Here is a 26,007-nt window from a genome sequence, read left to right on the forward strand (position 1 = left end):
CCCTGCGTGGGCCAGTTCGCGGAGATTCCATGGAACCAGTCTTGCCGTTCGCGCTGGACCTGTCGGGGTCCGCGGGCCACCTGGCGGGATCGCTGCACCAGCAGTTGCGGGGGGCGATCCTCGATGGGCGCCTGGCGGCCGGGACGCAGTTGCCTTCGTCCCGGCGATTGGCGGAGGAACTCGGCATTTCGCGCAATACGGTGATGGGCGCGTACGACCTGCTGGTGGCGGAGGGCTACGTGCTGCCGCGCCCGGGCGCGAAGGCGGTGATCGCGGACCTGCATACGCGCCAGGCGGTGGCGCGGCGCCCGGTGTCGCCGCTGCCGGTGGAGGACGTGCGCCTCGCGCCGATGTGGCGCACGCCCTATCTCGCGCGCGAACCCGCACGCGTGCTGCCCGAGCGGAGTTTCCGTTTGGGCATGCCCGACCATCGGCATTTCCCGCATGCGCTGTGGCGGAAATTGACTGCGCAGGTGTTGCAGCAGTGGTCGAAGCAACCGTTCGCCTATCCGCCGTCGGAAGGCATTCCTGCATTGCGCGCGGCCATTGCGAAGCACGTGGCGTTCGCACGTGCGGTGGCGTGCACGGGCGACGACATCATCGTGACGAATGGCGCGCAGCAGGCGTTCGATTTGCTCGCGCGCTTGCTGGTCACGCCGGGCGAAACGCGCGTGGCGGTGGAGGAACCCGGCTATCCGCCGTTGCGCGGTGCCTTCGTCGCGGCGGGCGCGCGCCTGGTGCCGATGCGCGTGGACGACGAGGGCCTGTGCGTCGACGAGTTGCCCGACGACGTGCGCGTGGTGAGCGTGACGCCGTCGCATCAATCCCCCACCGGCGTGGCGTTGTCGCTGCGGCGACGGATGGCGTTGCTGGATTTCGCGCGACGCAACGGCGCGGTGGTGATCGAGGACGATTACGACGGTGAGTTCCGCTTCGGCGGGCGGCCGCTCGATGCGCTGCAGACGCTGGATCGCGAAGGCGTGGTGTTCTACGTCGGCACGTTCACGAAAAGCCTGTTCCCGGCCGTGCGCAAGGGCTTCATCGTCGCGCCGGCGTGGGCGCACGACGCGCTGGCGGCGGTGAAGCACTGCGCGGATTCGCACAGCGACGTCGTCACGCAATCGGTGCTCGCCACATTCATCGCCGACGGGCACATGGCACGCCACGTGCGGAAGATGCGCGCGGTGTATGCGCCGCGGCGAGAGGCGTTGCTGGCGGGGCTGCGCGCGATGCCCGCGTGGTTCGATGTCATTCCATCGGAAGCGGGGATGCATCTCGCGGCGCGCGTGCGGGATGCGTCGCAGATGGGGCGCGTGATGGCGGCGGTGCGAGAGCACACGCCGGGCGCGCAATCGATCGCGGAGTATTCGATCGCGCCGCCGGCGGTGCCGGCCGTGACGTTCGGTTACGGCGTGATCGATGCCGACGCGATCACGGCCTCGCTCGCTTCCCTGCGCAAGGCGTTGCAACGGCCGGCATGACGGTGGCGTGCTTCGCAGGCGCCGCCGCATTGAACGCCGCGATCTGCGGTTGCAGGCGTCGCACCATGTCGCGGGCGGGCACCAACATCCCGAGGAAATAGTCGACTTCGTCCGCGTCGAATGCCGCCGGCGGGCTGCTGCCCAACGCCACGTAGACCTTGTCGCCCTTCGGCTTGACCGTCACTTCGCCTTTCAGGTCCGACGTTGCGGCGCAAGGTTCGCGCGGCGGCGCCAGCGACCGCGCGTAGGCGGTGCCTGCGGCGAGGTGCGTTTTCGCGTCCCGCAGCGCATCGACCAGGGGATCGATGTCGTGGAAGGTCCGGGAGTACGACGCCGATACGCACCTCGGCTCGCCCGGGCATGGCCCCGGAAAATCGAAGTCGATGAGGATGCCCGGGTCGATGGTGCCGTCATCGAAGTACACGCCGCTCACGCCGACTTCGACCTTCGTATGCCCTGCATGCATTTCGCCGAAATCCGCTCGCATCGCCAGGATGGGGGCCAGCGGATCGAAGGCGACGGCGGGCGCACTGGCGCACGCTGCCAGTGACACGGCGAACAGCCAGCGCAGCGTCCCCGGGCGCATCACGGCCAGTTGCCCACGTAGAGGAAGATCGCGTGCCGCTGCCCGCTCTTCGGATCGATGAAATCGTACTCGTCGCACACCGGGAACTCGCCCTTCCGCTTGCGCCCGCATTCGACGAGCGCACGCATCTGGAAGTCCCAGGCCTCGGGCACGTTCACGGACAGCCAGTGCTTCTGCAGGCTGACGCGGAATTCGCGGTCCGCGTTCGTCAGCTTCCGCCCGGGGATCGTGATGACGACGGGATCGTCGCTCGTCGCGCGCGCGCTCGAGAACGCGAAGGTCGGCGGATCGGGAACACCGTGCTCGGTGACCTGGAAGGCTTCGAACGCTGGACGCGGCGACTTGTCTTGCGCGCCCACCGACGCGGACGTGCAGAGCAGGATGGCCGCCCAACCCCACGATGCCTTCCGCATGGCGACCCCCTCGGCTTTCGCGGGAGGCTACACCGGTTGCCGCGTGGCTGCGTCAACGTCCGCCGTCAGCTCCGCGCCGAATACGCGTACGACCCCAACCGCTCCTTCATCGGCGCCAGCTGTTCCTCGTAACGCCGCCACTGCCCCAGCGTCTTCGCATGGATGCCTTCGCGCACCTGCATCGCGCTCGCGGTGGCCACGGTGCCGGCGCGCTTGGCGATGTCGGTCAGGCCGGTCTGCCACGGCAGGCCGATGTAGTCGAGCAGTTCGCGCGTGGTGCCTTCCGGTTCCGACACCAGTTCCGAGTAGCGCACGGTGTGGATGCGGCCCGGCAGCTGCGCAGTCCAGTGCGCCATCAACTGGCGGTAGCGCTTGTAGTAGTCCGCCATCTCCAGCTGGTCGTAGCTGTGCGGGTACGCGGCGGCGAACAGTTCCTTGAGGTTCGAGAAGCACGTGTCCATCGGGTCGCGCACCATGTGCACGATCTTCGCGCTCGGCAACGCGCGCGCGATGTAGCCGAGGTTGAGGAAGTTCGGCGGCAGCTTGTCGGTGTAGTACGCCGCATGCGTACCGTCGGGGCGGCGCGCGCGCCAGCGGGTGTGCGCCAGGTAACGCTCGCCGAGCTGCGCCCAGTCGGTGATCGATTCGGCGCGCTTGGCCAGGGCGAGGTCGAGGTTGGGGCCGCCGGCGAAGTCGCACATCCAGCGCATCTGGAACACGAAATCGCGCAGCTCGCCGGCATCGCGCAGGCGCGCGTGCCCGCCGAGGATGCGTTCGAGCAGCGTGGTGCCCGAGCGCGGCAGGCCGACGATGAAGATCGGCGTGGCGCCCTCGGAATCGTGGTGCTCGCCGGGCGTGATCTTCAGTGATTGCAGGTGTTCGAACAGCGCGGTGTCGGTGGCGGTGTCGTACTGCACCTGCGCGCGACGCAGGCGCATGCCGGTGTCGAGCGCCTGCCATGCGGCCTCCGCATCGCCGAGGTCGTCGAGTTCCTTGAACAGCGCGTAGTACAGCATCGGCGCGTCGGCATGCGCGTCGCCCAGGCGCGCGAGCGAGGCGCGCAACGCGTCGACGTGGTTGTCGTCGCGCGTCTGCGTGTGCAGCTTCGACAGCGAGCGCGCGGCGCGGGCGAAATCCGGATCGGCGGCCAGCGCGGCGTCGAAGGCGGCCTGCGCTTCCACGTCGTCGCCGCGGTGCATCTCGGCCAAACCGATGAGGTAGCGGATGGCCGGCGAATCCCAGCCGAGCTTGCGCGCGGCATCCAGCAGGCGCAGCGCCATGTCGGGCTGCATGTAATCCGTCATCACCTTGCCGAGCTGGGCCAGCGCGGCCGGGCGCTGCGCTTCCAGCATCTCGGGGCGGCCGGCGGCGATCACGGCCGGCTCGGTTTCGCCCAGGGTGAGCAGGCGCTTGCAGACCATTTCGATGACATCCGCGTCATCCGTGTGGGCCACGCCCGCGGCCAGCGCGTGCGCGATCGCGTCGCGGTAGCGGCCCTCGCCCGACGCCAGCAGCGACAGGCGCAGGTTGGCCAGCACGGCGAAATCCGGATCGTCGACGAGCGTGAGGTAGGCGGCGCGGGCGTCGTCCTGGCGGCGTTCGCCGAGCAGGCGTTCGGCGGTTTGCCAGGTGTCCAGGGCGGGGGTCTGCATTCGGCGGCTTTCTTGTAAGGAGTGAATCGACAGGGCCGCGATTGTAGGCGGCCCGCGCCACGGGCGTCCCTACGCCCGCGTACACACGACTCAGGCTTGGCTTCGGAGTAGACTGCGCCGCCTGCGGTGGCCTGAGCGCCTGGATTTTCGTCCGCAGTCCCCAGCAATCTCAACGACTTATCTCGACTTGTTGGCCCGCTTGCCACGCGCGATCACGCGCACGGCGACGCAGGCCGCCGGAGCTTCCGATGCTTTTCGAAACCCTCGACACCTACGGCCACGAACAGGTCGTGTTCTGCCACAACAAGGATGCGGGCCTGAAGGCCATCATCGCCATCCACAACACGGTGCTCGGCCCCGCCCTCGGCGGCACGCGCATGTGGCCGTACAAGACCGAGGCCGACGCGCTCAACGACGTGCTGCGCCTCTCGCGCGGCATGACGTACAAGAACGCGGTGGCCGGCCTGAACATCGGCGGCGGCAAGGCCGTCATCATCGGCGACCCGGCGAAGGACAAGAGCGAGGCGCTGTTCCGCGCGTTCGGCCAGTTCGTCGAATCGCTGGGCGGCCGCTACATCACGGCCGAGGACGTCGGCATCGACGTCAACGACATGGAATACGTGTACCGCGAGACCGAGTACGTGACCGGCGTGCACCAGGTGCACGGTGGTTCGGGCGATCCCTCGCCGTTCACCGCCTACGGCACGCTGCAGGGCCTGATGGCCACGCTCAACAAGAAGTACGGCGACGAGGAAGTCGGCAAGTATTCCTACGCGGTGCAGGGCCTGGGCCACGTCGGCATGGAATTCGTGAAGCTGCTCAAGGAGCGCGGCGCGAAGATCTTCGTCACCGACATCAACAAGCAACTGGTCGACAAGGCCGTCAACGAATACGGCGCCGAAGCCGTGGGCCTGGACGAGATCTACGACGTGCCGGCCGACGTGTACTCGCCGTGCGCGCTGGGCGCCACCGTCAACGAACAGACCCTGCCCCGCCTCAAGGCGAAGGTCATCTGCGGCGCGGCGAACAACCAGCTGGCCAACACGCAGATCGGCGACGAAGTCGAGAAGCGCGGCATCCTCTACGCGCCGGACTATGCGGTCAACGCGGGCGGCGTGATGAACGTGTCGCTCGAGATCGACGGCTACAACCGCGAACGCGCGATGCGCATGATGCGCACGATCTACCACAACCTCGCGCGCATCTATGAAATCAGCGAGCGCGACGCGATCCCGACCTACAAGGCCGCCGACCGCCTCGCCGAAGAGCGCATCAGCGCGATCGGCAAGCTGAAGCTCCCGCTGGGCCGCGCACAGCCGCGTTTCCAAGGCCGCATCCGCGGTCACTGATGCACCACCCAGGGACGGGGCTTCGGCCCCGTCCTGCGTTTCCGTCACCTGAAAGTTTCGTCCGGAGTCTGCAATGCGCGCTTTTCCGCTGGGTGAAGACATCGATGCACTGCGCGAGACGGTCCGCCGTTTCTGCGATGCGGAAATCGCGCCCCGCGCGGCGCAGATCGACCACGACAACCTCTTCCCCGCCGACCTGTGGCCGAAGCTCGGCGAGATGGGCCTGCTCGGGCTGACGGTGCCGGAACAGTTCGGTGGCACCGACATGGGCTACCTCGCGCACCTCGTCGCGATGGAAGAGATCTCGCGCGCGTCGGGTTCGGTCGGCCTGTCGTACGGCGCGCATTCCAACCTGTGCGTCAACAACCTCTACGCCAACGGCACCGATGCGCAGCGCGCGAAGTACCTGCCGAAGCTGTGCTCGGGCGAATGGAAGGGCGCGCTGGCGATGAGCGAACCCGGTGCGGGTTCGGACGTCGTCGGTTCCATGCAGTGCCGCGCGGAACTGCGCGGCGATACGTGGGTCGCCAACGGCAACAAGATGTGGATCACCAACGGCCCCGAGGCCGACGTGCTGATCGTGTACATGCGCACCGCCGGCAAGGAATCGGGCAGCAGTTGCATGACCGCCTTCCTCGTCGAGAAGGGCATGCCGGGCTTCACCACCGCGCAGAAGCTCGACAAGTTCGGCATGCGCGGGTCGAACACGTGCGAGCTGGTGTTCCGCGATTGCGAGATCCCCGCCGCCAACGTGCTCGGCGAAGTGCACAAGGGCGTCAAGGTGCTGATGTCGGGCCTGAACACCGAACGCCTCGTGTTGTCCGGCGGGCCGATCGGCCTGATGCAGGCGGCGATGGACGTCGCCCTGCCCTACGTGCGCGAACGCAAGCAGTTCGACGCGCCGATCGGGACCTTCGGGATCATGCAGGCCAAGATCGCCGACATGTACACGTCGCTGCAGTCCTCGCGCGCGTTCGCCTACCAGGTGGCCCGCGATTACGACGCCGGGCGCAAGTCGCGCGTGGATGCGGCCTCGTGCCTGCTGCATGCGACGGAAGCCGCGGTCGACGTGGCCCTGGAAGCCATCCAGGCGCTCGGCGGCAACGGCTACATCAACGAATACCCGACCGGCCGGATCCTGCGCGACGCCAAGCTCTACGCGATCGGCGCCGGGACCAACGAGATCCGGCGGATGCTGATCGGGCGGGAGCTCTTCGACGGGCGGGATTGAGGCCGATCCGGGGCCTCACGTTTCGCGGAACGACACGTTCCTGAAGGCCGCACCCCACCCGTTTGCCGCACTGCAGCATGCGGCTCTAGAATCGGACCGTCCCGGCGAACCGCCGGCCCGTCTCCTGGAGTCACCATGTCCGACATCGTCATCGTCGGTGCCAAGCGCACCGCCATCGGGGCCCTGCTGGGCCAGTTCACCGGCGTCCCCGCCACCGCCCTCGGTACGGCGGCGATCACGGGCGCGCTCGAGCACGCGGGCATCGCGGCCGACCAGGTCGACGAAGTCCTCATGGGCTGCGTGTTGCCGGCCGGCCTCGGCCAGGCGCCGGCGCGCCAGGCCTCGCTCGGCGCAGGCATTCCCGCCAGCGCGGGATGCACCACCATCAACAAGGTGTGCGGCTCCGGCATGAAGGCCGTGATGCTCGGCCACGACCTGATCAAGGCGGGCTCGGCGAACGTCGTCGTCGCCGGCGGCATGGAGTCGATGACCAACGCGCCGCACCTGTTGCCCAACTCGCGCGTCGGCACGAAGTTCGGCAGCATCGAAATGCTCGACCACATGGCGTGGGACGGCCTGGTCAATCCCTACGACAAGCAGGCGATGGGCGTGTTCGGCGAACAGTGCGTCGCCAAGTATTCGTTCACGCGCGAAGAGCAGGATGCGTACGCGGCGGAAAGCGTTCGCCGTGCGCAGGGTTCCGTGCAGTCGGGCGCGTTCAAGGCTGAAATCGTTCCGGTCACCGTCGCCGGTCGCAAGGGCGACGTGGTGATCGACACCGACGAGCAGCCCGGCAAGTGCGACATCGCGAAGATCCCGTCGCTCAAGCCTGCGTTCAAGAAGGACGGCACGATCACCGCGGCGAGTTCGTCGAGCATCAACGACGGCGCGGCCGCCACGGTGCTGATGTCGGCCGAGGAAGCGCGCAAGCGCGGGCTCAAGCCGCTGGCGAAGATCGTCGCGCACGCCACGCATTCGCAGGCGCCGGAGTGGTTCACCACCGCGCCAGTCACCGCGATCACCAACGTGTTGAAGAAGGCCGGATGGAACATCGGCGACGTCGATCTGTTCGAAGTCAACGAAGCGTTCGCGTGCGTGGCGATGGCGCCGATGCGCGAGCTCGGCATCGCGCACGACAAGCTCAACGTCAACGGCGGCGCCGTCGCGCTCGGCCATCCGATCGGTGCGAGCGGCGCGCGTTTGCTGGTCACGCTGCTGCACGCGATGCAGGCCCGCGGCGCCAAGCGTGGCGTGGCCGCGCTGTGCATCGGCGGCGGCGAGGCCACCGCAGTGGCTGTCGACGTCGCGTGAAATCTGAAAACGTGGTCGGAGAAATTTTCCGGCCAAACCCCTTGACACGCGACAACCGCCGGTTGAGATTGGTATTGGCGCGCAGTTGCGCGTTGCCAATCCAACGACGAGGAATGACCAACATGTCCATCAACAAGGCTCTGATTGCCATCGCTCTGGGCTTCGCCCTGACCGCTTGCACGAACAAGGACCAGGCTGCCGACTCCGCCGCCGAAGCCAGCGCCGCCGCCGGCGAAGCGCAGCAGGCTGCCGACAACGCCGCCGCCACCGGTGACGCCGCCGCTGCCGACGCCGCCCAGGCTGCTGCCGACACGGCCGCCGCCGCTGCCGACGCCGCTTCCACCTCGGCCGACGCCGCTGCCGCCAAGGCCGGCACCACCGACGCCGACGACGCTGCCGACGCTGCCGAGAACGCAGCCGACGCCGCTGGCCAGGCGCAGGACGCCGCCGAAGAGGCTGCTGCCTCGGCCGACGCCAAGACCAACAACGACGGCACCACCCCGGCGAAGAAGTAACCCACGGGTCGGCGCTCTTCACGGCGCTGAATTGTGGTTACAATGCGCGGCCGCCGGTTCACGCCGGCGGCTTTTCTTGTTTTAGCAGTCCGTAGTCAGTGAACGAATGAAGCCGGCCCCGTGCCGGACTGCCGCGCGCACTGGCGTTGCCTGACCCGTTTCTTACCCTTCAGACAACTCCTTTGGAGAGATTCATGAACACCAAGCTCTACGTCCTCCTCGCCGCCGGCGTCCTCGCTCTGTCGGCCTGCAAGAACGACACCCCGACCGCCCAGGCCGAAGCCGCCCAGGCTGCCGACGCCACCGCCGCTGCCGGCGACCAGGCTGCCGCCGCCGCTGACGCTGCCGGCACCGCCGCCGCCGAAGGCGTCGACGCCGCCGCCGCCGCGACGGGCGAAGCCGCTGCCGAGACGGGCGCTGCCGTGGCCGACGCCGCCAGCACCGCCGCTGCCGCCGCCACCGAAGTGACCGCCGACGCCGCCAACGCGACCGCCGACGCTGCGCAGAAGACCGCCGACGCTGCCAAGGCCACCGCCGACAAGGCCGACGCCGCTGCCGCCGAAGCCAAGAAGTAATAGCGCCCTGCGCTAGCTTCTGCTTCACGTAGCACCAGAAGACCCGCCTCGGCGGGTCTTCTTTTTTGTGGCGGCTTTTGGGCGCAGTGCCGCGGGCCGCTTATCCTCTCCGCTCTTTCGCCGCGCCGGACGTCCATGCCCGCCCTCGCCTCCAGCCTCGATCCCCGCTCGCAGGATTTCCAGGACAACGTCGCCTACCACCGCGCCCTGGTCGCCGAACTCGACGCCCGCCTGGCGCGCGCCGCCGAAGGCGGCGGACAGAAGGCCCGCGACAAGCACACCGAACGCGGCAAGCTGCTGGTCCGCGATCGCATCACCGCGCTGCTGGATCCGGGCTCGCCGTTCCTCGAGATCGCACCGCTCGCCGCCGAAGGCATGTACGACGACGCCGCGCCCGGCGCCGGCATCGTCGCGGGCATCGGCCGCGTGCACGGGCAGGAAATCGTGATCGTCGCGAACGACGCCACGGTGAAAGGCGGCACGTACTTCCCGATGACGGTGAAGAAGCATCTGCGCGCACAGGAAATCGCGCGCGAGAACCGCCTGCCCTGCGTGTACCTCGTCGATTCCGGCGGCGCGTTCCTCCCGTTGCAGGACGAAGTCTTCCCGGACAAGGAACACTTCGGCCGCATCTTCTACAACCAGGCGCGGCTGAGCGCGGAGAACCTCCCGCAGATCGCCGTCGTCATGGGCTCGTGCACCGCGGGCGGCGCGTACGTGCCGGCGATGTGCGACGAGTCGATCATCGTCAAGGAGCAAGGCACGATCTTCCTCGGCGGCCCGCCGCTGGTGAAGGCCGCCACCGGCGAAGTCGTCGATGCCGAATCGCTCGGCGGTGCGGACGTGCATACGTCGGTGTCGGGCGTGGCGGATCATTTCGCCGAAGACGATCGCGATGCGCTGCAGATCGCGCGCAACCTCGTCGCGCACCTCAACCGCAGCAAGACGCTGCCGGTGACCACGCAGCCCGCGCGCGAGCCGCTGTTCGCCGCCGAGGAGCTGTACGGCATCGTGCCGAAGGACACGCGCCGCCCGTTCGACATCCGCGAGGTGATCGCGCGCATCGTCGACGGCAGCGACTTCCAGGAGTTCAAGGCGCGCTACGGCAAGACGCTCGTGTGCGGCTTCGCGCACATCCACGGGTATCCGGTCGGCATCATCGCCAACAACGGCATTTTGTTTTCCGAGAGCGCGCTTAAGGGCGCGCACTTCATCGAGCTGTGCAACCAGCGCGACATCCCGCTCGTGTTCCTGCAGAACATCACCGGCTTCATGGTCGGCCGCAAGTACGAGAACGCGGGCATCGCGAAGGACGGCGCGAAGATGGTGACCGCGGTGGCGTGCTCGCACGTGCCGAAGTTCACCGTGGTGATCGGCGGCAGCTTCGGCGCAGGCAACTATGCGATGTGCGGCCGCGCGTACGGCGGGCGCTTCCTGTGGATGTGGCCGAACGCGCGCATCAGCGTGATGGGCGGCGAGCAGGCGGCGTCGGTGTTGTCGACGATCAAGCGCGATGCGATCGAAGGCGCGGGCAAGACGTGGTCGGCGGACGAAGAAGATGCATTCAAGTCGCCGATCCGCGACCAGTACGAATCGCAGGGCAATCCGTATTACGCGAGCGCGCGTTTGTGGGACGACGGCATCATCGATCCCGCGGACACGCGTCGCGTGCTCGGCCTGGGCCTCGCCGCTGCGTTGAATGCACCGATCGAGAAAGGCCGCTTCGGCATCTTCCGCATGTAATCAGTGCGCATGCGCGTGCGTATGCGATCGCACGCAATGTGATCGCGCGCACCGATGAATGGGCGACCGCGCGTCGGTTCCTGTCCGAACCCTGAAGCGTTTGCCCGCGGGGACGGCGTCAATGGCGTGTGACGAGTGCTAGCCTCCGGCTTCCCTCAAGCAAGCAGGACATTCCCCCATGGCCCTCTGGAAAGATCAGCCCGCCCCGGCCGCCAACAAGCCTGCCCCGTCGCCCGCCGCGTCCACCGAGGCCGCGCGCTTCCAACCCGAGACCACCATGCCGCCGTCCACTGCCCCCGCATCCTCCGCTCCCACCGCCGTCCCGACCGCCGCCCCGCCGCGTCCGGCCGCGCGCCAGGTCAACGAATCGCTGATCGCCGCCGACCTGACCATCGAAGGCAAGATCCACGGCACCGGCCATGTCCGCATCGCGGGCCAGTTCAAGGGCGACGTCAATGTCGAAGGCGACCTCACCATCGAGAAGGGCGCCAAGCTGACCGGTGGCGTGCGCGCGCAGAAGATCACCATCGCGGGCGAACTGGAAGGCAACATCGAATCCGCGCAGCGCGTCGACCTGCTCGAATCCGGCGTGCTCACCGGCGACGTCAAGGCCGCTTCGTTCACCGTGGCCGCCGGTTCGCGCATGCGCGGCCAGGTCGAGTTCGGCTGGGACGAGAAGGCCGGCAGCAGCACGACGCGCAGCAGCTCCACCGACAACGCCTGAGCATGAGCGCCCGCCCGGGCACGCCGGGGGCCACGCGCACGTGCCCCCACTGCAAGGCGACCATCCTCGACAGCGCCAGCGTGTGCCCCGCCTGCCGGGGCCACCTGCGTTACGACGATGCGGCCGTCGCGCGCGCGAAGACCGCCATCCAGCCGTTGCAGATCGAAGGCACGATCACGCCGCCGCCCGGCGACGCGATCTTCGAGTATTCGATGGTGTTGTCGATCCGCAACGCGCGCGGCGAAGAAGTCGTGCGCCAGGTGGTCGGCGTGGGTGCGCTGCAGCCCGACGAGCAGCGCACGTTTTCGGTGCAGGTGGAAATGACCGAAGCGACCGGCGCGAAGGCCCGCCGCAAGCACTGAACCGCTAGTGCGACGAACACCCGTCGCAGCCCGTGTCGCACCCCGCGCCGCCTGCCATCGCAGCCGGCGCGATCCACTTCCCCACTTTCCGCAACCACGCCGGGCGCGTGTCGCGCAGCAGCGGCAACGCGCACGCGATGCGCATGCGGCGCACGCCCTGCGGCCATTGTTTCTGCAGCACGAACGCCGCACTGGCGAGGCACGCCAGCGCGATCACGACGTATTGCAGCACCAGCGCCATCAGCCGGCTCCCATCGCCACGGCCACCTGGTAGGTGACCAGCGACGCGACGTACGCCAGCGCGAACAGATAGCCCGCGCTGATCGCCACGTGCTTCCAGGATCCGGTTTCGCGCTTGATCGTCGCGAGCGTGGACAGGCACTGCGGCGCGTAGATGTACCAGACGAGCAAGGACAGGCCGGTGGCGATCGACCACCCGCTCTGGATCAGCGGCGACAACGCATGCGCCGCGGCCGCATCATCCACCGAGGACAGCGCATAGACCGTGGCGAGCGACGACACCGCGACTTCGCGCGCCGCCATGCCCGGGATCAGCGCGATGCAGATCTGCCAGTTGAAGCCCACCGGCGCGAACACGAACGTCATCGCGTGCCCGATGCGCCCCGCGAAACTCTGCGTGACGTCACCGCCGCCGTTCGGGAAATACAGCAGCACCCACAGCAGGATCGTCAGCGCGAGGATGATCCCGCCCACGCGCTTGAGGAAGATCATCGCGCGCTCCCACAGGCCCAGCGCCAGGTCGCGCGGATGCGGCATGCGGTACGACGGCAGTTCGAGCAGCAAGGGATGTTCGGACTTGTCGCGGCGCCACTTCTTCATCACCCACGCCACCGCCAGCGCACTGACGATGCCCGCCGCGTACAGCGCGAACAACACCAGCCCCTGCAAGTTGAACCAGCCCACCTTCTGCGCAGGAATGAAGGCGCCGATCAGCAGCGCATACACCGGCAAGCGCGCCGAACACGTCATCAGCGGCGCGACGATGATCGTCGCCAGGCGGTCGCGCGGATCCTGGATCGAACGCGTCGCCATGATCCCGGGGATCGCGCACGCGAACGACGACAGCAACGGAATGAACGAGCGCCCCGACAAGCCCGCCGACGCCATCATGCGATCCAGCAGGAACGCCGCGCGCGGCAGGTAACCCGATTCCTCCAGCGCGAGGATGAAGGCGAACAGCACCAGGATCTGCGGCAGGAACACGATCACGCCGCCGACACCGGAAATGATGCCGTCCACGAGCAGGCTGTTGAGCGGCCCCGGCGGCAACGCGGCCGCGGTCCATGCCCCCAACGCCGACGAGCCGGCATCGATGAGGTCCATCACCGGCTTGGCCCACGCATACACGGCCTGGAAGATCAGGAACATCACCACGCCCAGCGCGAGCAAGCCGAACACGGGATGCAGCAGCCAGCGATCCAGCGCGTCGTCGATCTCCGCCGTGCGCCGCGGCATCGTCACCGCGAGCGCCAGCAGGCGACGGGTTTCTGCGTGCAGCGCCTCGGGATCGGCAAGTTGCGCCGCGTGCGGCGCCTGCGCCGCCGGCGACATGCGGTCCAGGCTCGCGACCAGTTCGCGCGCGCCATCGCGGCGCACGGCGATCGTCGGCACCACCGGCACGCCGAGTTCGCGCTCCAGCGCGCCCAAATCCACTTCGATGCCGCGACGCCTGGCCGCATCCATCATGTTGACCGCGAGCACCATCGGCCGGCCGAGCGCGCGCACTTCCAGCGCGAAGCGCAGGTGCAATCGCAGGTTGGTCGCATCGACGACGCACACGATGACGTCCGGCGCCGCTTCGCCCGGATAGAAGCCGCGGCACAGGTCGCGCGTGATCGCTTCGTCCAGGCTCGCCGCATGCAGGCTGTACGCGCCCGGCAGATCCAGCAGCGCGTAATGGCGGCCGGACGGCGCGAGGAAGCGCCCTTCCTTGCGTTCCACCGTCACGCCCGCGTAGTTGGCCACCTTCTGCCGGCTGCCCGTCAGCAGGTTGAACAGCGCCGTCTTCCCGCAGTTGGGATTGCCGACCAGCGCGACGCGCAGGGTCTCCGTGGCGCTCATGCGATCGCTTCGCGACGGATGAGCACGCGATCGGCTTCGGTGCGGCGCAACGCGAAGCGCGTGAAGCCGATCTGCACCAGCAGCGGTTCCGCACCGACGGGACCGGCAGCGATCACTTCCACCGCTTCGCCCGCGACGAAGCCGAGTTCGCGCAAGCGGCGCGCGATGGCGTCGTTGGGCATGTGGTCTTCGACGCGCTCGACGGCGGCGGCGATGCGGCGCGGAAGGTCGGTGAGCCTCACGGGAGGGGGTTCCTGGGTCCGGACGGGCAAATACGAATCGTTCTCAAGAATAGCACCGTGGCGGCCGGCTATCATTCGGGCCTTCCCTATTCCTGGTGGCGCGATGGCCGATTCCCTGCAGGTCCTCCACGAAGGGCCCCTCGCCCGCGTGCGCCTGGCCCGGCCCCAGCTCCACAACGCCTTCGATGCGGACCTGATCGCGGCCCTGACGGCGGCGTTCGAAGCGCTCGGCCGCGACCCCGCCACCCGCGTCGTCGTGCTGGAAGGCGAAGGCCCATCCTTCTCCGCGGGTGCGGACCTGAACTGGATGCGCGGCATGGCCGCCGCGGGCGAAGACGAAAACCGCGAAGACTCGCTCCGCCTCGCGCAGCTCATGCGCACGCTCGACACCCTCCCGAAACCCACGATCGCCCGCGTGCAGGGCGCGGCCTTCGGCGGCGGCGTCGGCCTGGTCGCCTGCTGCGACATCGCCATCGGCACGCGCAACGCGACCTTCGGTCTCACCGAAGCCCGCCTGGGCCTGTTGCCCGCGGTGATCTCGCCCTACGTCATCAATGCAATCGGCGCGCGCCAGGCGCGGCGCTGGTTCGCCACCGCCGAACGCTTCGACGCCGCCGAAGCGCATCGCATCGGCCTGCTGCACCAGCTCGTCGACGATCAGACCGCGCTCGACAACGCCGTGAAGCAACAAGTCGACCTGCTGCTGCAGGCCGGCCCGATCGCCGCCGCGACCGCGAAAGCCCTCGTGCAACGCGTCGCGCACCACCACGACGCCGACACCCTCGACGCCGACAACGCCCGCCTGATCGCCGCGTTGCGCGTTTCGCCCGAAGGCCAGGAAGGCCTCGCCGCATTCCTCGACAAGCGCCGCCCCGCCTGGACGGAAACCCGATGACCGATCGCAAGCTGTTCGACACCGTCCTCATCGCCAACCGCGGCGAGATCGCCTGCCGCGTGATCCGCACGTGCCGGCGCCTGGGCATCCGCACGGTCGCCGTGTTCTCCGAAGCCGACGCCGATGCGCAGCACGTGCGCCTGGCCGACGTGGCGTATCCGATCGGCGGCCCGCGCCCGCAGGACAGCTACCTGCGCGGCGATGCGATCCTCGAAGTGGCGAATCAATCCGGCGCGCAGGCGATCCACCCCGGCTACGGCTTCCTCAGCGAGAACGCCGATTTCGCCGATGCGGTGGAAGCCGCGGGCCTCGCCTTCATCGGCCCGCGCGCGGCGTCGATGCGCAAGATGGGCAGCAAGGCGGGCGCGAAGGACCTGATGCACGCAGCCGGCGTGCCCGTCGTGCCGGGTTACACCGGCGCCGACCAGTCGCCCGACGTGCTCGCGCGCGAAGCGGCGCGCATCGGGTTCCCGATGATGATCAAGGCCGCGCACGGCGGCGGCGGCAAGGGCATGCGCATCGTGCGCGCGCTCGACGAATTCATGGCCAGCCTCGAGTCGTGCCAGCGCGAAGCGAAGAACGCCTTCGGCCGCGACCGCGTGCTGCTGGAGCGCTACATCGGCCATCCGCGCCACATCGAGATCCAGGTGTTCGGCGACACGCACGGCCACGCGATCCACCTCAACGAACGCGAATGCTCCGCGCAGCGCCGCTACCAGAAGGTGCTCGAGGAATCCCCGTCGCCGCTGCTCACGCCGGAGCTGCGCAAGCAGATGGGCGACGCCGCCGTGGCCGCCGCGCGCGCGATCGACTACGTCAACGCCGGCACCGTCGAGTTCATCGTCGAGTCCGACGGCGACGGCAAGCCCACCGGCTTCTATTTCATGGAGATCAACACGCGCCTGCAGGTCGAACATCCCGTCACGGAGATGGTCACGGGCCTCGACCTCGTCGAATGGCAATTGCGCGTCGCCGCCGGCGAGCCCCTGCCGCTCGCGCAGGACGCGATCCGCCAGGACGGCCACGCGATCGAAGTGCGCCTGTACGCCGAAGACCCGGAAGCCGGTTTCCTCCCGGGCTCGGGCAAGCTCGAACGCCTCCGCTTGCCCGCGCAGGACGCGCACGTGCGCATCGATTCAGGCGTGGTCGCCGGCGACACCGTGACGATCTTCTACGACCCGATGATCGCCAAGCTCATCGTGCACGACGCCGATCGCCCGTCCGCCCTCGCCCGCCTGCGCGAAGCCCTCGCGCAATGCGAGATCGCCGGCCCGAAGTCGAACATCGAATTCCTCGAACGCCTCGCGCGCCACCCGGCGATCACGGGCGGCACGATCGACACCGCGTACCTGGATCGCCACCTCGACGAATTCCTGCCCGCACCAGAACTCGACCGCACCGCGCTGGCCGCCGCCGCGATCGCGCAACTGCTCGCGCAGGAACAGGCCGCGCGCGACGCGGCCGCCGCGTCCACCGATCCCACCTCGCCGTGGGCCATCGCCGATGGCTGGCGCCTGGGCCATGCCGGCAAGCGCGACCTCGCCTTCCTGCATCGCGGCGAACGCGTGCTGCTGGCCGCGCACGGCAGCGGCGGCGACTACCGCCTCGAACACGACGGCGCCACGATGGAGGTCACCGGCGCGCGCCTGGCCGACGGCGCCCTGAGTGCGCGTTTCGATGGCGATGGCCGCCGCTTCCTCGTCGACTTCGATCCGCACCGCACCGTCGTCCACGACGGCGCCCGCCGCCTGCGCCTGGCGCCCGTCGCGGTGTATCGTCCGGAGGCGGCCGCCGACACCGCGGGCGGCCACCGCGTGACCGCGCCGATGCCCGGCCGCGTCGTCGTCGTGAAGGCGAAGCCCGGGGCCGACGTGCGGGCCGGCGAGGAGGTCGTGGTGATCGAAGCGATGAAGATGGAGCTCAGCCTCAAGGCCCCGCGCGACGGCCGCATCGCCGAAGTGCGCGCGACCGCGGGCGAGTTCGTCGATGCCGATGCGGTGCTCGTGACGCTGGAAGCCTGACCATGGCCGCCGACGATTTCGTGCGCATCGTGGAAGTCGGGCCGCGCGACGGCCTGCAGAACGAAAAGACGCTCGTCCCCACGCCCGCGAAGATCGAACTGATCGATCGCCTCACCGCGACCGGCCTGTCCAGCATCGAAGCCACCAGCTTCGTCAGCCCCAGGTGGGTGCCGCAGCTCGCCGATGCCGCCGAGGTGTTCGCCGGCATCCATCGCAAGCCGGGCGTGCACTACCCCGTGCTCGTGCCGAACGAACAAGGCTACGACCGCGCGCGCGCCGTCGGTGCGGCGGAAGTCGCGGTGTTCACCGCCGCCTCCGAAGCCTTCAACAAGAAGAACATCAACGCCACGATCGACGAATCGATCGAACGCTTCCGCCCCGTCGTCGAACGCGCCAACGCCGACGGCGTGAAAGTGCGCGGCTACGTGTCCACCGTGCTCGGTTGCCCGTACCAGGGCGAGGTGCCGGTCGCGGACGTCGTGCGCGTGGCGCAACGCATGCACGCGCTGGGCTGCTACGAGATCTCGCTGGGCGACACCATCGGCGTCGGCACGCCGGCGAAGGCGCGCGCGATGTTGCGCGCCGTCGCGAGCGAAGTGCCGATGGCCGCGCTCGCCGTGCATTTCCACGACACCTACGGCCAGGCGCTGCCCAACCTGCTCGCGTGCCTGGAAGAAGGCGTGCGCGTCGCCGATGCGTCGGTCTCCGGCACCGGCGGGTGTCCCTACGCAAAGGGCGCCAGCGGCAACGTCGCCACCGAAGACGTCGTGTACATGCTGCACGGCATGGGCCTGCGCACGGGCGTGGACCTCGACAAGCTCGTCGACACGGGCCGCTGGCTCGCCGCACTTCTCGGCCGCGCGACCGGCAGCAAGGTCACGCAGGCTTCGGCCGCGGCGTGAGCGACGCCCACCTCCGCCGCCAGCTCGCCGAAGCGCAGGCCGCGCTGGAGGCCGAGCGCGACCGCTTCCGCGCCCTGTTCGACGCCGTCCCCGATCCGGTCAGCATCATCGGCTACGACGGCACCGTGCTCGACCTCAACAAGGCCGGCATCGCCGCGTACAAGCGCCCGCGCGAAGACATCATCGGCCAGCCGATCGAGACGCTGAACCCCGATCTCCCGCGCGACCACCTCGCGCCCGTGCTCGAAACGCTGAGCCGCGGCGGCACGTACGTGGTGGAAGTCACCAACATGCGCGCCGACGGCACCCGCTTCCCGGTGGAAGTGCACTCGGCGGGTTACGTCGACGAAGGCCAGCAGCGCATCGTCGCGGTCGCCCGCGACCTCAGCGGCCGCCATGAAGCGGAACTGCGTTACCGCGAACTGATGGAAGTGATCGACAAGGGCATTCTGGTGCGCAACGCCGAAGGCCACGTCACTTACGCCAACCCCGCCGCGATGCGGATCCTGAAGATCCCGGCCGGCGCGAGCATCGACGGCGAAATGCGCCCCGAGCGCTGGCGCGTGTTCGACGAACACGGCGTGCCGTTGGCGGACCAGGAACTGCCGTCGTTCCGCGCATTGCGCACCGGCCAGCTCTCGCCGAGTCGCGTGTGCGGCTTCCTCAATCTCGAAACGCGCCGGTTGGCGTGGCTGTCGATCACCTCCGTGCCGCAGTTCGCGCCGGGCGCCGATCGCCCGCACCAGGTGCTCTCGCTGTTCTCCGATGTCACCGGCTTCAAGCGCGACGTCACGCTGTTCGACCGCGTGCAGGACCTGGCGCACATCGGCGGCTGGGAATGGGATGCCGTCAGCGACCACGTCTACCTCACCAACGAAGCGCAGCGCGTGCTCGGCCTGGATCGCGCCACCGGCAACATGGTGCAGCTGCAATCGCGCCTGCGCGATCCCGAACGCAAGCGCTTCCAGGAAGCGCTGGCGCGCGCGGTGGAGCACGGCGAAAGCTTCGAGCTCGACCTGCAGGGCATCCGCGCCGACGGCCACACGTTGTGGGTGCGCATCATCGGCGAGAGCGAGCGCCACGATCCCACCGGCACGCGCGTCAGCGGCACGCTGCAGGACATCACCGAACACCGGCAGGCGGAAGAAACGCTGCGCGTGCAGGCGCGCACCGATCCGCTGACGATGCTGCTCAACCGCGACGCGGTGCTGGAAGAACTGGAAGCGCGCCTGTCCGATCCCGCGCAGTCCGGCGTGGCGGTGCTGTACATCGACCTCGACCGCTTCAAGGTGGTCAACGACGTGCTGGGCCACGCGGCCGGCGACCAGGTGATCGCCAACGCCGCGCGCCGCATCCAGCAGGCCGTGTCCACCGAAGGGCTGATCGCGCGCTTCGGCGGCGACGAATTCCTCGTGGTCTGCGCCACCGGCGACGACATCGGGCGCCCGCAACGCCTGGCCGCCGCGATCCTCGGCGCGTTCGGCGAAAGCTTCCGCATGGCCGGCGAGGAATTCAGCATCACCGCGAGCATCGGCATCGCGCGCGCGCCCGAACACGGCGATCGCCCGCAGGCGCTGATCCAGAACGCTGACGTGGCGATGTACGACAGCAAGCGCCGCGCGCGCAACGGCTGGCAGGATTTCAGCCAGGCGCTCGCCGAACAGCAGCAGCACCGCCTGCAGATGGAAACGCACCTGCGCCGCGCGGTGGACAACCGCGAGTTCAAGCTGGTCTACCAGCCGCAGGTGGACCTGGTGTCGGGCCGCACCGTCGGCGCCGAAGCGCTGATCCGCTGGCGCAACGACACGCTGGGCGAAATGCGCCCGGACCATTTCATCGGGCACGCGGAAAACACCGGCGACATCGTGCGCATCGGCGGCTGGGTGCTGCGCGAAGCGTGCCAGCAGATGCGGCGCTGGCGTGACGACGGCCTGCCGATCGTGCGCATCGCGGTCAACGTCTCGTATCGCCAGTTCCTGGCCGAAGATTTGTCGGAAACCGTGGCCGAAGCGCTCGCGAGCGCCGGCCTGCCGGGCGATGCGCTGGAACTGGAATTCACCGAACGCGTGCTGATCGAGGACGCGCCCGACACGCTGTCCACGTTCGCCGCGTTGCGCATGCTCGGCGTGGTGCTGAGCATCGACGACTTCGGCGAAGGCTACAGCGCGCTCAACTATTTGCGCCGCCTGCCGATCCACGGCTTGAAGCTGAGCCAGTTGTTCCTGCAGGGCGTGCCGCACAACGGCTCGGACGTCGCGATCTGCCAGGCCGTGGCCGGCATCGCGCAGAGCCTCGGCCTGGGCCTCGTCGCCGAAGGCATCGAGAACGAAGCGCAGCGCCAGTTCCTCATCCGGCTGGGCGTCCACATCGGCCAGGGCTTCCTGTTCGCACCGGGCCTGGCCCCGGAAGAACTCGCCCTGCGCATCCAACGCGAACACGAGTCCACCGCACATGCCTGAAGCCGCCCCGCACGCCACGCCCATCGTGTCCATCCGCCCCATCGAGGCGCGCGACGACGCGCGCATGGCACAGATCATCCGCACCGTGATGCCGGAGTTCGGCGCGTGCGGCGATGGCTTCGCGATCAACGATCCGGAAGTCGATTACATGACGCGCGCCTACGCGGCGCCGCGTTGCGCGTACTGGGTGGTCGAACGCAACGGGGTCGTCGAAGGCGGCGGGGGCGTCGCGCCGCTCGAAGGCGCGGAGGCGGACGTGTGCGAGTTGCGCAAGATGTATTTTCTGTCGTCGATGCGCGGCTTGGGCGCCGGCGCAATGGTGATGGAACGCGCGCTCGCCGCCGCGCGCGAGTTCGGCTTCAAGCGCTGCTACCTCGAAACGCTCACCGGCATGGACGCGGCGATGCGCCTGTACGAACGCACCGGCTTCCGCCGCATCGACGCGCCGATGGGCGCGACGGGCCACGGCGGTTGCAACACGTTCTACCTGCTGGAGCTCTGACGATGCGTCGCCTGCTCGGTGCCTGCCTTGCGTTGCTGGCCTTTGCCGCGAATGCGGCGGAGGCGCCGAAGCCGGCGTACGTGCTGCAACCCGATCGCGTGTGGACCGGCGAAGGCGCGGCGCATGCGGGCTGGGTGGTCGTGGTGCGGGACGGCGCGATCGTCAGCGTCGGCCCCGACACCGCGGCGATGCCCGCCGACGCCCAACGCATCGCCCTGCCCGGCACCACGCTCGTGCCCGGCCTGATCGACCTGCATTCGCACCTGTTCCTGCATCCGTACAACGAAACCTCGTGGAACGACCAGGTCCTCAAGGAACCCGAAGCCGAACGCACGTTGCGCGCCGCGCGCCATGCGCACGACACATTGCAGGCCGGCTTCACCACGCTGCGCGACCTCGGCACCGAAGGCGCGAACTTCGACGACGTCGCGATCAAGCACGCGATCGAAACGGGCCTCATCGATGGCCCGCGCCTGTTCGTCGCGACGAAGGCGATCGTCGCCACCGCGAGTTACGGCCCCGGCCCGCGCGGTTTCCGTTCCGACCTGGACCTGCCCAGCGGCGCGCAGGAAGTCAGCGGCGTCGACGCCGGCATCCGCGCGGTGCGCGAACAGGCCGGCCACGGCGCGGACTGGATCAAGCTGTACACCGACTACCGCATCGGCGCGGACGGCAGCACGCAACCCACGTTCACCGCCGCCGAACTCAAGGCGATGGTGGACGCCGCGCACCTGTCCGGCCGCCCCGTCGCCGCGCATGCGATGAGCGATGCCGGCATGCGCATGGCGATCGATGCGGGCGTGGACACGATCGAACACGGCTACCAGGGCTCGGATGCCACGTTCCGCCGCATGCGCGAACGCGGCATCGCCTGGTTGCCCACGCTCACCGCGGCCGAGGCCTACGGCGTGTACTTCGAACACTACGTGCCCGGCACCTCGCCGCCGACGGAATCGATGCGCGATGTCGCGGCCGCCTTCGCCCGCGCGCGCAAGGCCGGCACCACGATCGCCTGCGGCAGCGACGTGGGCGTGTTCCCCCACGGCGACAACGCGCGCGAACCCGAATGGCTGGTGCGCGTGGGCATGACGCCCGTCGAAGCGCTGGCCGCCTGCACGCGCGTGGCCGCCAGGGTGCTGAAGCAGGACGGCCGCTTCGGCACCATCGCCCCCGGCCTGCGCGCGGACCTGGCCGCCTTCACCGGCGACCCCACGCAGGACATCACGGCGCTCAAGCACCCGGTGTTCGTGATGAAGGATGGCGTGGTGGCACGCTCCCCGGGAACCGCCCCGGCCCCGTGACGGGCTAAAATCGCGGCCTTTCCGCCCCCGGGATCCTCCCATGCAGCTTTCCGCAACCCGCGCCATCGTCACCGGTGGCGTTTCCGGCCTCGGCTTCGCCGTCGCCCAGCACCTCGTCGCCCAGGGCGCGAAGGTCGCGTTGTTCGACGTCAACGACGAGAAAGGCGCGGCCGCCGTCGCGCAGCTGGGCGAAGGCAAGGCCCGCTTCTTCAAGACCGACGTGAGCGACGAAGCCGGCGTGGTCGCCAACGTCGCCGCCGCGAAGGACTTCCTCGGCGGGCTCAACGTCGCGATCAACTGCGCCGGCATCCTCGGCGCGGGCCGCGTGCTCGGCAAGGAAGGCCCGATGCCGCTGTCGCAGTTCCAGACCACCGTGATGGTCAACCTCATCGGCAGCTTCAACGTCGCCAAGGCGGCCGCGCAGCTCATGCAGTCCAACGAAGCCGGCACCGACGGCGAGCGCGGCGTGATCATCAACACCGCCTCGGTCGCCGCCTACGAAGGCCAGATCGGCCAGGCCGCTTACTCCGCGTCGAAGGGCGGCGTGGTCGCCATGACGCTGCCCATGGCGCGCGAACTCGCGCGCTTCGGCATCCGCGTCATGACGATCGCCCCCGGCATCTTCTGGACGCCGATGGTCGACGGCATGCCCGAAGCGGTGCAGCAGTCGCTGGCCGCCTCCATCCCGTTCCCGTCGCGCCTGGGCAAGCCGGAGGAATTCGCGGACCTGGTCGCGTACATCCTCGGCAACACGTACTTGAACGGCGAAACCATCCGACTCGACGGCGCCACGCGCCTCGCACCGAAGTGATCCCATGAAGGCTTACGACATCAAGAAAGGCAACGTCGTCGAACACAACGGCGGCACCTACCAGGTGCGCGACATCGAACGCAGCTCCCCGCAGGGCCGCGGCGGCAACGTGCGCTATCGCTTCACCATGTACAGCATCCCGGGCGCGATCAAGCTCGATGCCAGCTTCGACGGCGACGACGACCTGCGCGAAGTCGACATGAGCCGCCGCCAGGCCACGTATTCGTACAAGGACGGCGATGCGTTCGTGTTCCTCGACGACGAGGACTACACGCCCTACACGCTCGACGCCGATGCGATCGGCGATGCCGCCGGCTACATCGTCGACGACCTCACGGGCATTTACGTGCAGCTGATCGACGACGCACCGGTGGCCATCCAGCTGCCGCAGAGCGTGGCGATGGAAGTCATCGAAACCCCGCCCGAACTCAAGGGCGGCACCGCGACCAAGCGCCCGAAGCCGGCGAAGCTGTCGACGGGCCTGGAGATCATGGTCCCGGAGTACATCGGCAACGGCGAGAAGGTGTGGGTCAACACCACCACCGGCGAGTTCGGCGGCCGCGCCGACTAACGTTCGTCACGCCCGCGCAGGCGGGCGTCCAACCACTTCGACGCCATCCGTCGCAACGACGGATCGGCGTCGGCGTCGTCCACCAGCGCATCGATCTCGCGCCACGCGAGCGCATGCGATTCGTCGCTGACGACGAAGGCTTCGCTTCCCCCCGCGCGCACGACGAAGCGCACGTCGTAATGCACGTGCGCCGGCACGCCCTTGTGTTCGGGGATGTCGTGCGCATCGAGGTCGAAGATGTCCGGTTCGACCGACAGGTCGGCGAGCCCCGACTCCTCTTCGGCTTCGGTCAGCGCCACGCGCGCGAAGTCGCGCACGCCGTCCGCGTGGCCCCCCAGCTGCAGCCAGCGATCCAGCTTGCGGTGGTGCGTCAGCAGCACCCGCGTGCCCGTGGCGTCGACCAGCCAGGCCGACGCGGTGAAGTGCCCCGCCAGGCGTTCGCGGCGGAAGGGATCCTCGGCGTCGGAGAGCAGCGCGGAGAACCGATCCACCGTCGCGGCCTCGGCCGGCCAGCGCGACCGGTAGTCGGAAAGGAGGGCGTCGTGCGCGTCGCGCGAGTCCGTCGCGGCGGATCCTGGGCCATTCATTGGGACGTTCCTCACAGGGGGACGGGCATTATCCGGCTTGCCGGACATGCGGAACTTGTGCGCCCGACTCGCGCCAATGTAAGGTCAGCCGGTTCGCGGGTGGCCCCACTCCACCGGCTGGGCCCAACCGCATCGCCTCCGGGGAGATTGCAATGTTTTTCGAACGCAGGAAACCGCTAGACCTGATCCTGGCGACCGCCGCCAAGCGATCGTTGTCGCGACAGCTCAACGCCTTCGACCTGACGATGCTCGGCATCGGCGCGGTCATCGGCACCGGCATCTTCGTCCTCACCGCGGTGGCCGCCAACAAGGCCGGCCCCGGCATGATGTATTCGTTCCTCATCGCCGGCTTCGTCTGCGCGCTGACGGCCCTGATCTACTCCGAGATCGCGGCGATGGTGCCGGTCTCGGGCTCCGCCTACACCTATTCCTACGCCGTCCTTGGCGAACTCATCGCGTGGATGGTCGGCTGGGCGCTGATCCTGGAGTACGCGGTCGCCGCGGGCGCGGTCGCCGTGGGCTGGTCGGGGTACGCCAACGGCTTCCTGGCGAGCATCGGGCACGCATTGCCCATCGCGCTCACCGCAGGCCCGGGTGACACGATCACGCTCGCCGACGGCACCACCGCGCGCGGCTCGTTCAACCTCATCGCCTTCCTGCTCTCGCTGCTGATCACCTGGCTGCTCGTGCTGGGCACGTCCAAGTCGGCGAAGTTCACCGCGATGCTCGTGATCGTGAAGATCGTGGCGCTGACCGCGTTCGTCATCCTCGCCTTCCCGGCCGTCAAGCACGCCAACTTCGTGCCGATGCTGCCGAACGGCTGGGGCACGCCGCTGTCGGGCGTGGGCGTCCTGGGCGCCGCGGCGTCGATCTTCTTCGCGTACGTCGGCTTCGACGCGGTGTCCACCGCCGCCGAGGAAACCAAGAACCCGAACCGCAACATCCCGATCGGCCTCATCGGCTCGCTCGCGATCTGCACCGTGTTCTACCTGCTGGTGGCCTACACCGCGGTCGGCTCGATGGGCGCGCAGCCCGGCGGCCCGCTGTCGCAGAGCAAGGAACCGCTGGCGTTCGTGCTACGCACGATCGGCTGGCCGCACATCGGCAACGCGGTCGCCATCGCGGCCATCATCGCGCTGCCGTCGGTCGTGCTGATGATGATCTTCGGCCAGACCCGCATCCTGTTCACGATGGCGCGCGACGGCCTGCTGCCGGAAGTGCTCTCGCGCGTGCATCCGCGCTTCCACACGCCGCACGTGGTGACGTGGATCACCGGCGTGGCGGTGTCGCTGTTCGCGGCGATGTTCCCGGTGGGCATGCTCGCCGACATCTCCAACTCCGGCACGCTGTTCGCGTTCTTCATGGTCGCCGCCGGCGTGATGGTGCTGCGTCGCACGGAGCCGGAACGCCACCGCCCGTTCCGCACCCCGCTGATCTGGATCGTCGGCCCGCTCGCCATGGGCGGCTGCGTGCTGCTGTTCTTCAGCCTGGGCTGGAACCCGACGATCAAGTACTTCCTGATCTGGGCAGCGATCGGCCTGGTTGTGTACTTCGGCTATGCGCGCCAGCGCAGCCACCTGGCGCCGGGCAACGAGCAGCTGCTGCATCCGGCCCCGTCGCCGCTCGGCCCCGACCCGCTGGTGCACGAGGGTCCGGATCCGGGTCCGTAACGGACACGCGGTCGATGACACG

25 protein-coding genes are annotated in these 26,007 nt (G+C 68.8%); 18 read left to right on the plus strand and 7 right to left on the minus strand.

Features of this window, described 5'->3' with window-relative positions:
• Nucleotides 1-29 precede the first annotated feature (29 nt).
• The gene (gene pdxR, locus LYSHEL_RS00370) at nt 30-1,481 is read left to right on the plus strand and encodes a MocR-like pyridoxine biosynthesis transcription factor PdxR (protein ID WP_213435084.1); all 1,452 of its coding nucleotides are present in this window, start codon (nt 30-32) and stop codon (nt 1,479-1,481) included.
• On the opposite strand, the gene LYSHEL_RS00375 is transcribed toward pdxR, so the two are convergent.
• The 3 genes from LYSHEL_RS00375 to LYSHEL_RS00385 form a co-directional block, all read right to left on the minus strand.
• The gene (locus LYSHEL_RS00375) at nt 1,432-2,067 is read right to left on the minus strand and encodes a hypothetical protein (protein ID WP_213435085.1); all 636 of its coding nucleotides are present in this window, start codon (nt 2,065-2,067) and stop codon (nt 1,432-1,434) included. The genes pdxR and LYSHEL_RS00375 overlap by 50 nt on opposite strands.
• On the minus strand, nt 2,067-2,480 hold the full coding sequence (locus LYSHEL_RS00380) for a hypothetical protein (RefSeq protein ID WP_213435086.1): 414 nt from the start codon (nt 2,478-2,480) through the stop codon (nt 2,067-2,069). The genes LYSHEL_RS00375 and LYSHEL_RS00380 overlap by 1 nt, the downstream gene beginning before the upstream one ends.
• Before the next feature lie 65 nt (nt 2,481-2,545).
• Nucleotides 2,546-4,132, minus strand: coding sequence for a tetratricopeptide repeat-containing sulfotransferase family protein (locus LYSHEL_RS00385; RefSeq protein ID WP_213435087.1), 1,587 nt, complete (start codon nt 4,130-4,132; stop codon nt 2,546-2,548).
• Nucleotides 4,133-4,380: 248 nt separating this feature from the next.
• Here LYSHEL_RS00385 and LYSHEL_RS00390 point away from each other — a divergent pair, with 248 nt between their 5' ends.
• The 8 genes from LYSHEL_RS00390 (at nt 4,381) to LYSHEL_RS00425 (ending at nt 11,942) form a co-directional block, all read left to right on the plus strand.
• The gene (locus tag LYSHEL_RS00390; protein WP_213435088.1) at nt 4,381-5,481 is read left to right on the plus strand and encodes a Glu/Leu/Phe/Val dehydrogenase dimerization domain-containing protein; all 1,101 of its coding nucleotides are present in this window, start codon (nt 4,381-4,383) and stop codon (nt 5,479-5,481) included.
• A gap of 73 nt (nt 5,482-5,554) precedes the next feature.
• The gene (locus LYSHEL_RS00395; RefSeq protein WP_213435089.1) at nt 5,555-6,712 is read left to right on the plus strand and encodes an isovaleryl-CoA dehydrogenase; all 1,158 of its coding nucleotides are present in this window, start codon (nt 5,555-5,557) and stop codon (nt 6,710-6,712) included.
• Nucleotides 6,713-6,847: 135 nt separating this feature from the next.
• Nucleotides 6,848-8,023, plus strand: a complete 1,176-nt coding sequence (locus tag LYSHEL_RS00400; RefSeq protein ID WP_213435090.1) for a thiolase family protein — start codon at nt 6,848-6,850, stop codon at nt 8,021-8,023.
• Between the two features lie 122 nt (nt 8,024-8,145).
• Entirely contained in the window at nt 8,146-8,538 is a 393-nt protein-coding gene (locus tag LYSHEL_RS00405; RefSeq protein WP_213435091.1) for a hypothetical protein, read from the plus strand.
• A gap of 194 nt (nt 8,539-8,732) precedes the next feature.
• Nucleotides 8,733-9,113 (plus strand): hypothetical protein, encoded by a 381-nt coding sequence (locus LYSHEL_RS00410; RefSeq protein WP_213435092.1) that lies wholly within the window; start codon nt 8,733-8,735, stop codon nt 9,111-9,113.
• Nucleotides 9,114-9,248: 135 nt separating this feature from the next.
• Nucleotides 9,249-10,856: a carboxyl transferase domain-containing protein gene (locus tag LYSHEL_RS00415; protein ID WP_213435093.1), complete on the plus strand. Its 1,608-nt coding sequence runs from the start codon at nt 9,249-9,251 to the stop codon at nt 10,854-10,856.
• A 178-nt stretch (nt 10,857-11,034) separates the two neighbouring features.
• A complete protein-coding gene (locus tag LYSHEL_RS00420) occupies nt 11,035-11,580 on the plus strand; it encodes a bactofilin family protein (protein ID WP_213435094.1) in 546 nt (181 codons plus the stop codon).
• Between the two features lie 2 nt (nt 11,581-11,582).
• The gene (locus tag LYSHEL_RS00425) at nt 11,583-11,942 is read left to right on the plus strand and encodes a hypothetical protein (protein WP_213435095.1); all 360 of its coding nucleotides are present in this window, start codon (nt 11,583-11,585) and stop codon (nt 11,940-11,942) included.
• A 4-nt stretch (nt 11,943-11,946) separates the two neighbouring features.
• Here the strand turns inward: LYSHEL_RS00425 and LYSHEL_RS00430 are convergent, their stop codons facing one another.
• The 3 genes from LYSHEL_RS00430 to LYSHEL_RS00440 are packed head-to-tail and all read right to left on the minus strand — an operon-like array spanning nt 11,947 to nt 14,266.
• Complete coding sequence (locus LYSHEL_RS00430; RefSeq protein ID WP_213435096.1) at nt 11,947-12,183, minus strand: DUF6587 family protein; 237 nt, start codon at nt 12,181-12,183, stop codon at nt 11,947-11,949.
• Nucleotides 12,183-14,024, minus strand: coding sequence for a ferrous iron transport protein B (feoB, locus tag LYSHEL_RS00435; RefSeq protein ID WP_213435097.1), 1,842 nt, complete (start codon nt 14,022-14,024; stop codon nt 12,183-12,185). The genes LYSHEL_RS00430 and feoB overlap by 1 nt, the downstream gene beginning before the upstream one ends.
• Nucleotides 14,021-14,266: a FeoA family protein gene (locus tag LYSHEL_RS00440; RefSeq protein WP_213435098.1), complete on the minus strand. Its 246-nt coding sequence runs from the start codon at nt 14,264-14,266 to the stop codon at nt 14,021-14,023. The genes feoB and LYSHEL_RS00440 overlap by 4 nt, the downstream gene beginning before the upstream one ends.
• A 103-nt stretch (nt 14,267-14,369) precedes the next feature.
• On the opposite strand from LYSHEL_RS00440, the gene LYSHEL_RS00445 reads away from it, so the two are divergent.
• The 8 genes from LYSHEL_RS00445 to yeiP are packed head-to-tail and all read left to right on the plus strand — an operon-like array spanning nt 14,370 to nt 23,728.
• Nucleotides 14,370-15,161, plus strand: a complete 792-nt coding sequence (locus LYSHEL_RS00445) for an enoyl-CoA hydratase-related protein (protein ID WP_213435099.1) — start codon at nt 14,370-14,372, stop codon at nt 15,159-15,161.
• An 11-nt stretch (nt 15,162-15,172) separates the two neighbouring features.
• Complete coding sequence (locus LYSHEL_RS00450; protein WP_213437453.1) at nt 15,173-17,182, plus strand: acetyl/propionyl/methylcrotonyl-CoA carboxylase subunit alpha; 2,010 nt, start codon at nt 15,173-15,175, stop codon at nt 17,180-17,182.
• A 2-nt stretch (nt 17,183-17,184) separates the two neighbouring features.
• Entirely contained in the window at nt 17,185-18,084 is a 900-nt protein-coding gene (locus LYSHEL_RS00455; RefSeq protein WP_213435100.1) for a hydroxymethylglutaryl-CoA lyase, read from the plus strand.
• Entirely contained in the window at nt 18,081-20,543 is a 2,463-nt protein-coding gene (locus tag LYSHEL_RS00460) for a sensor domain-containing protein (protein WP_244858607.1), read from the plus strand. The genes LYSHEL_RS00455 and LYSHEL_RS00460 overlap by 4 nt, the downstream gene beginning before the upstream one ends.
• Nucleotides 20,536-21,045, plus strand: a complete 510-nt coding sequence (locus tag LYSHEL_RS00465; protein ID WP_213435101.1) for a GNAT family N-acetyltransferase — start codon at nt 20,536-20,538, stop codon at nt 21,043-21,045. The genes LYSHEL_RS00460 and LYSHEL_RS00465 overlap by 8 nt, the downstream gene beginning before the upstream one ends.
• Nucleotides 21,046-21,047: 2 nt before the next feature.
• Nucleotides 21,048-22,346, plus strand: coding sequence for a metal-dependent hydrolase family protein (locus tag LYSHEL_RS00470; RefSeq protein WP_213435102.1), 1,299 nt, complete (start codon nt 21,048-21,050; stop codon nt 22,344-22,346).
• A gap of 40 nt (nt 22,347-22,386) precedes the next feature.
• Nucleotides 22,387-23,157: an SDR family NAD(P)-dependent oxidoreductase gene (locus LYSHEL_RS00475; protein WP_213435103.1), complete on the plus strand. Its 771-nt coding sequence runs from the start codon at nt 22,387-22,389 to the stop codon at nt 23,155-23,157.
• Between the two features lie 4 nt (nt 23,158-23,161).
• A complete protein-coding gene (gene yeiP, locus LYSHEL_RS00480; protein WP_213435104.1) occupies nt 23,162-23,728 on the plus strand; it encodes an elongation factor P-like protein YeiP in 567 nt (188 codons plus the stop codon).
• Here the strand turns inward: yeiP and LYSHEL_RS00485 are convergent.
• Entirely contained in the window at nt 23,725-24,315 is a 591-nt protein-coding gene (locus LYSHEL_RS00485; protein ID WP_213435105.1) for an NUDIX hydrolase, read from the minus strand. The two genes, yeiP and LYSHEL_RS00485, sit on opposite strands and share 4 nt — an antisense overlap.
• A gap of 152 nt (nt 24,316-24,467) precedes the next feature.
• On the opposite strand from LYSHEL_RS00485, the gene LYSHEL_RS00490 reads away from it, so the two are divergent.
• Complete coding sequence (locus LYSHEL_RS00490; RefSeq protein WP_213435106.1) at nt 24,468-25,985, plus strand: amino acid permease; 1,518 nt, start codon at nt 24,468-24,470, stop codon at nt 25,983-25,985.
• Nucleotides 25,986-26,007: the final 22 nt, after the last annotated feature.

The sequence above is a fragment of the Lysobacter helvus genome (assembly GCF_018406645.1).
In the GTDB taxonomy this organism is placed as follows: Bacteria; Pseudomonadota; Gammaproteobacteria; order Xanthomonadales; family Xanthomonadaceae; genus Noviluteimonas; species Noviluteimonas caseinilytica.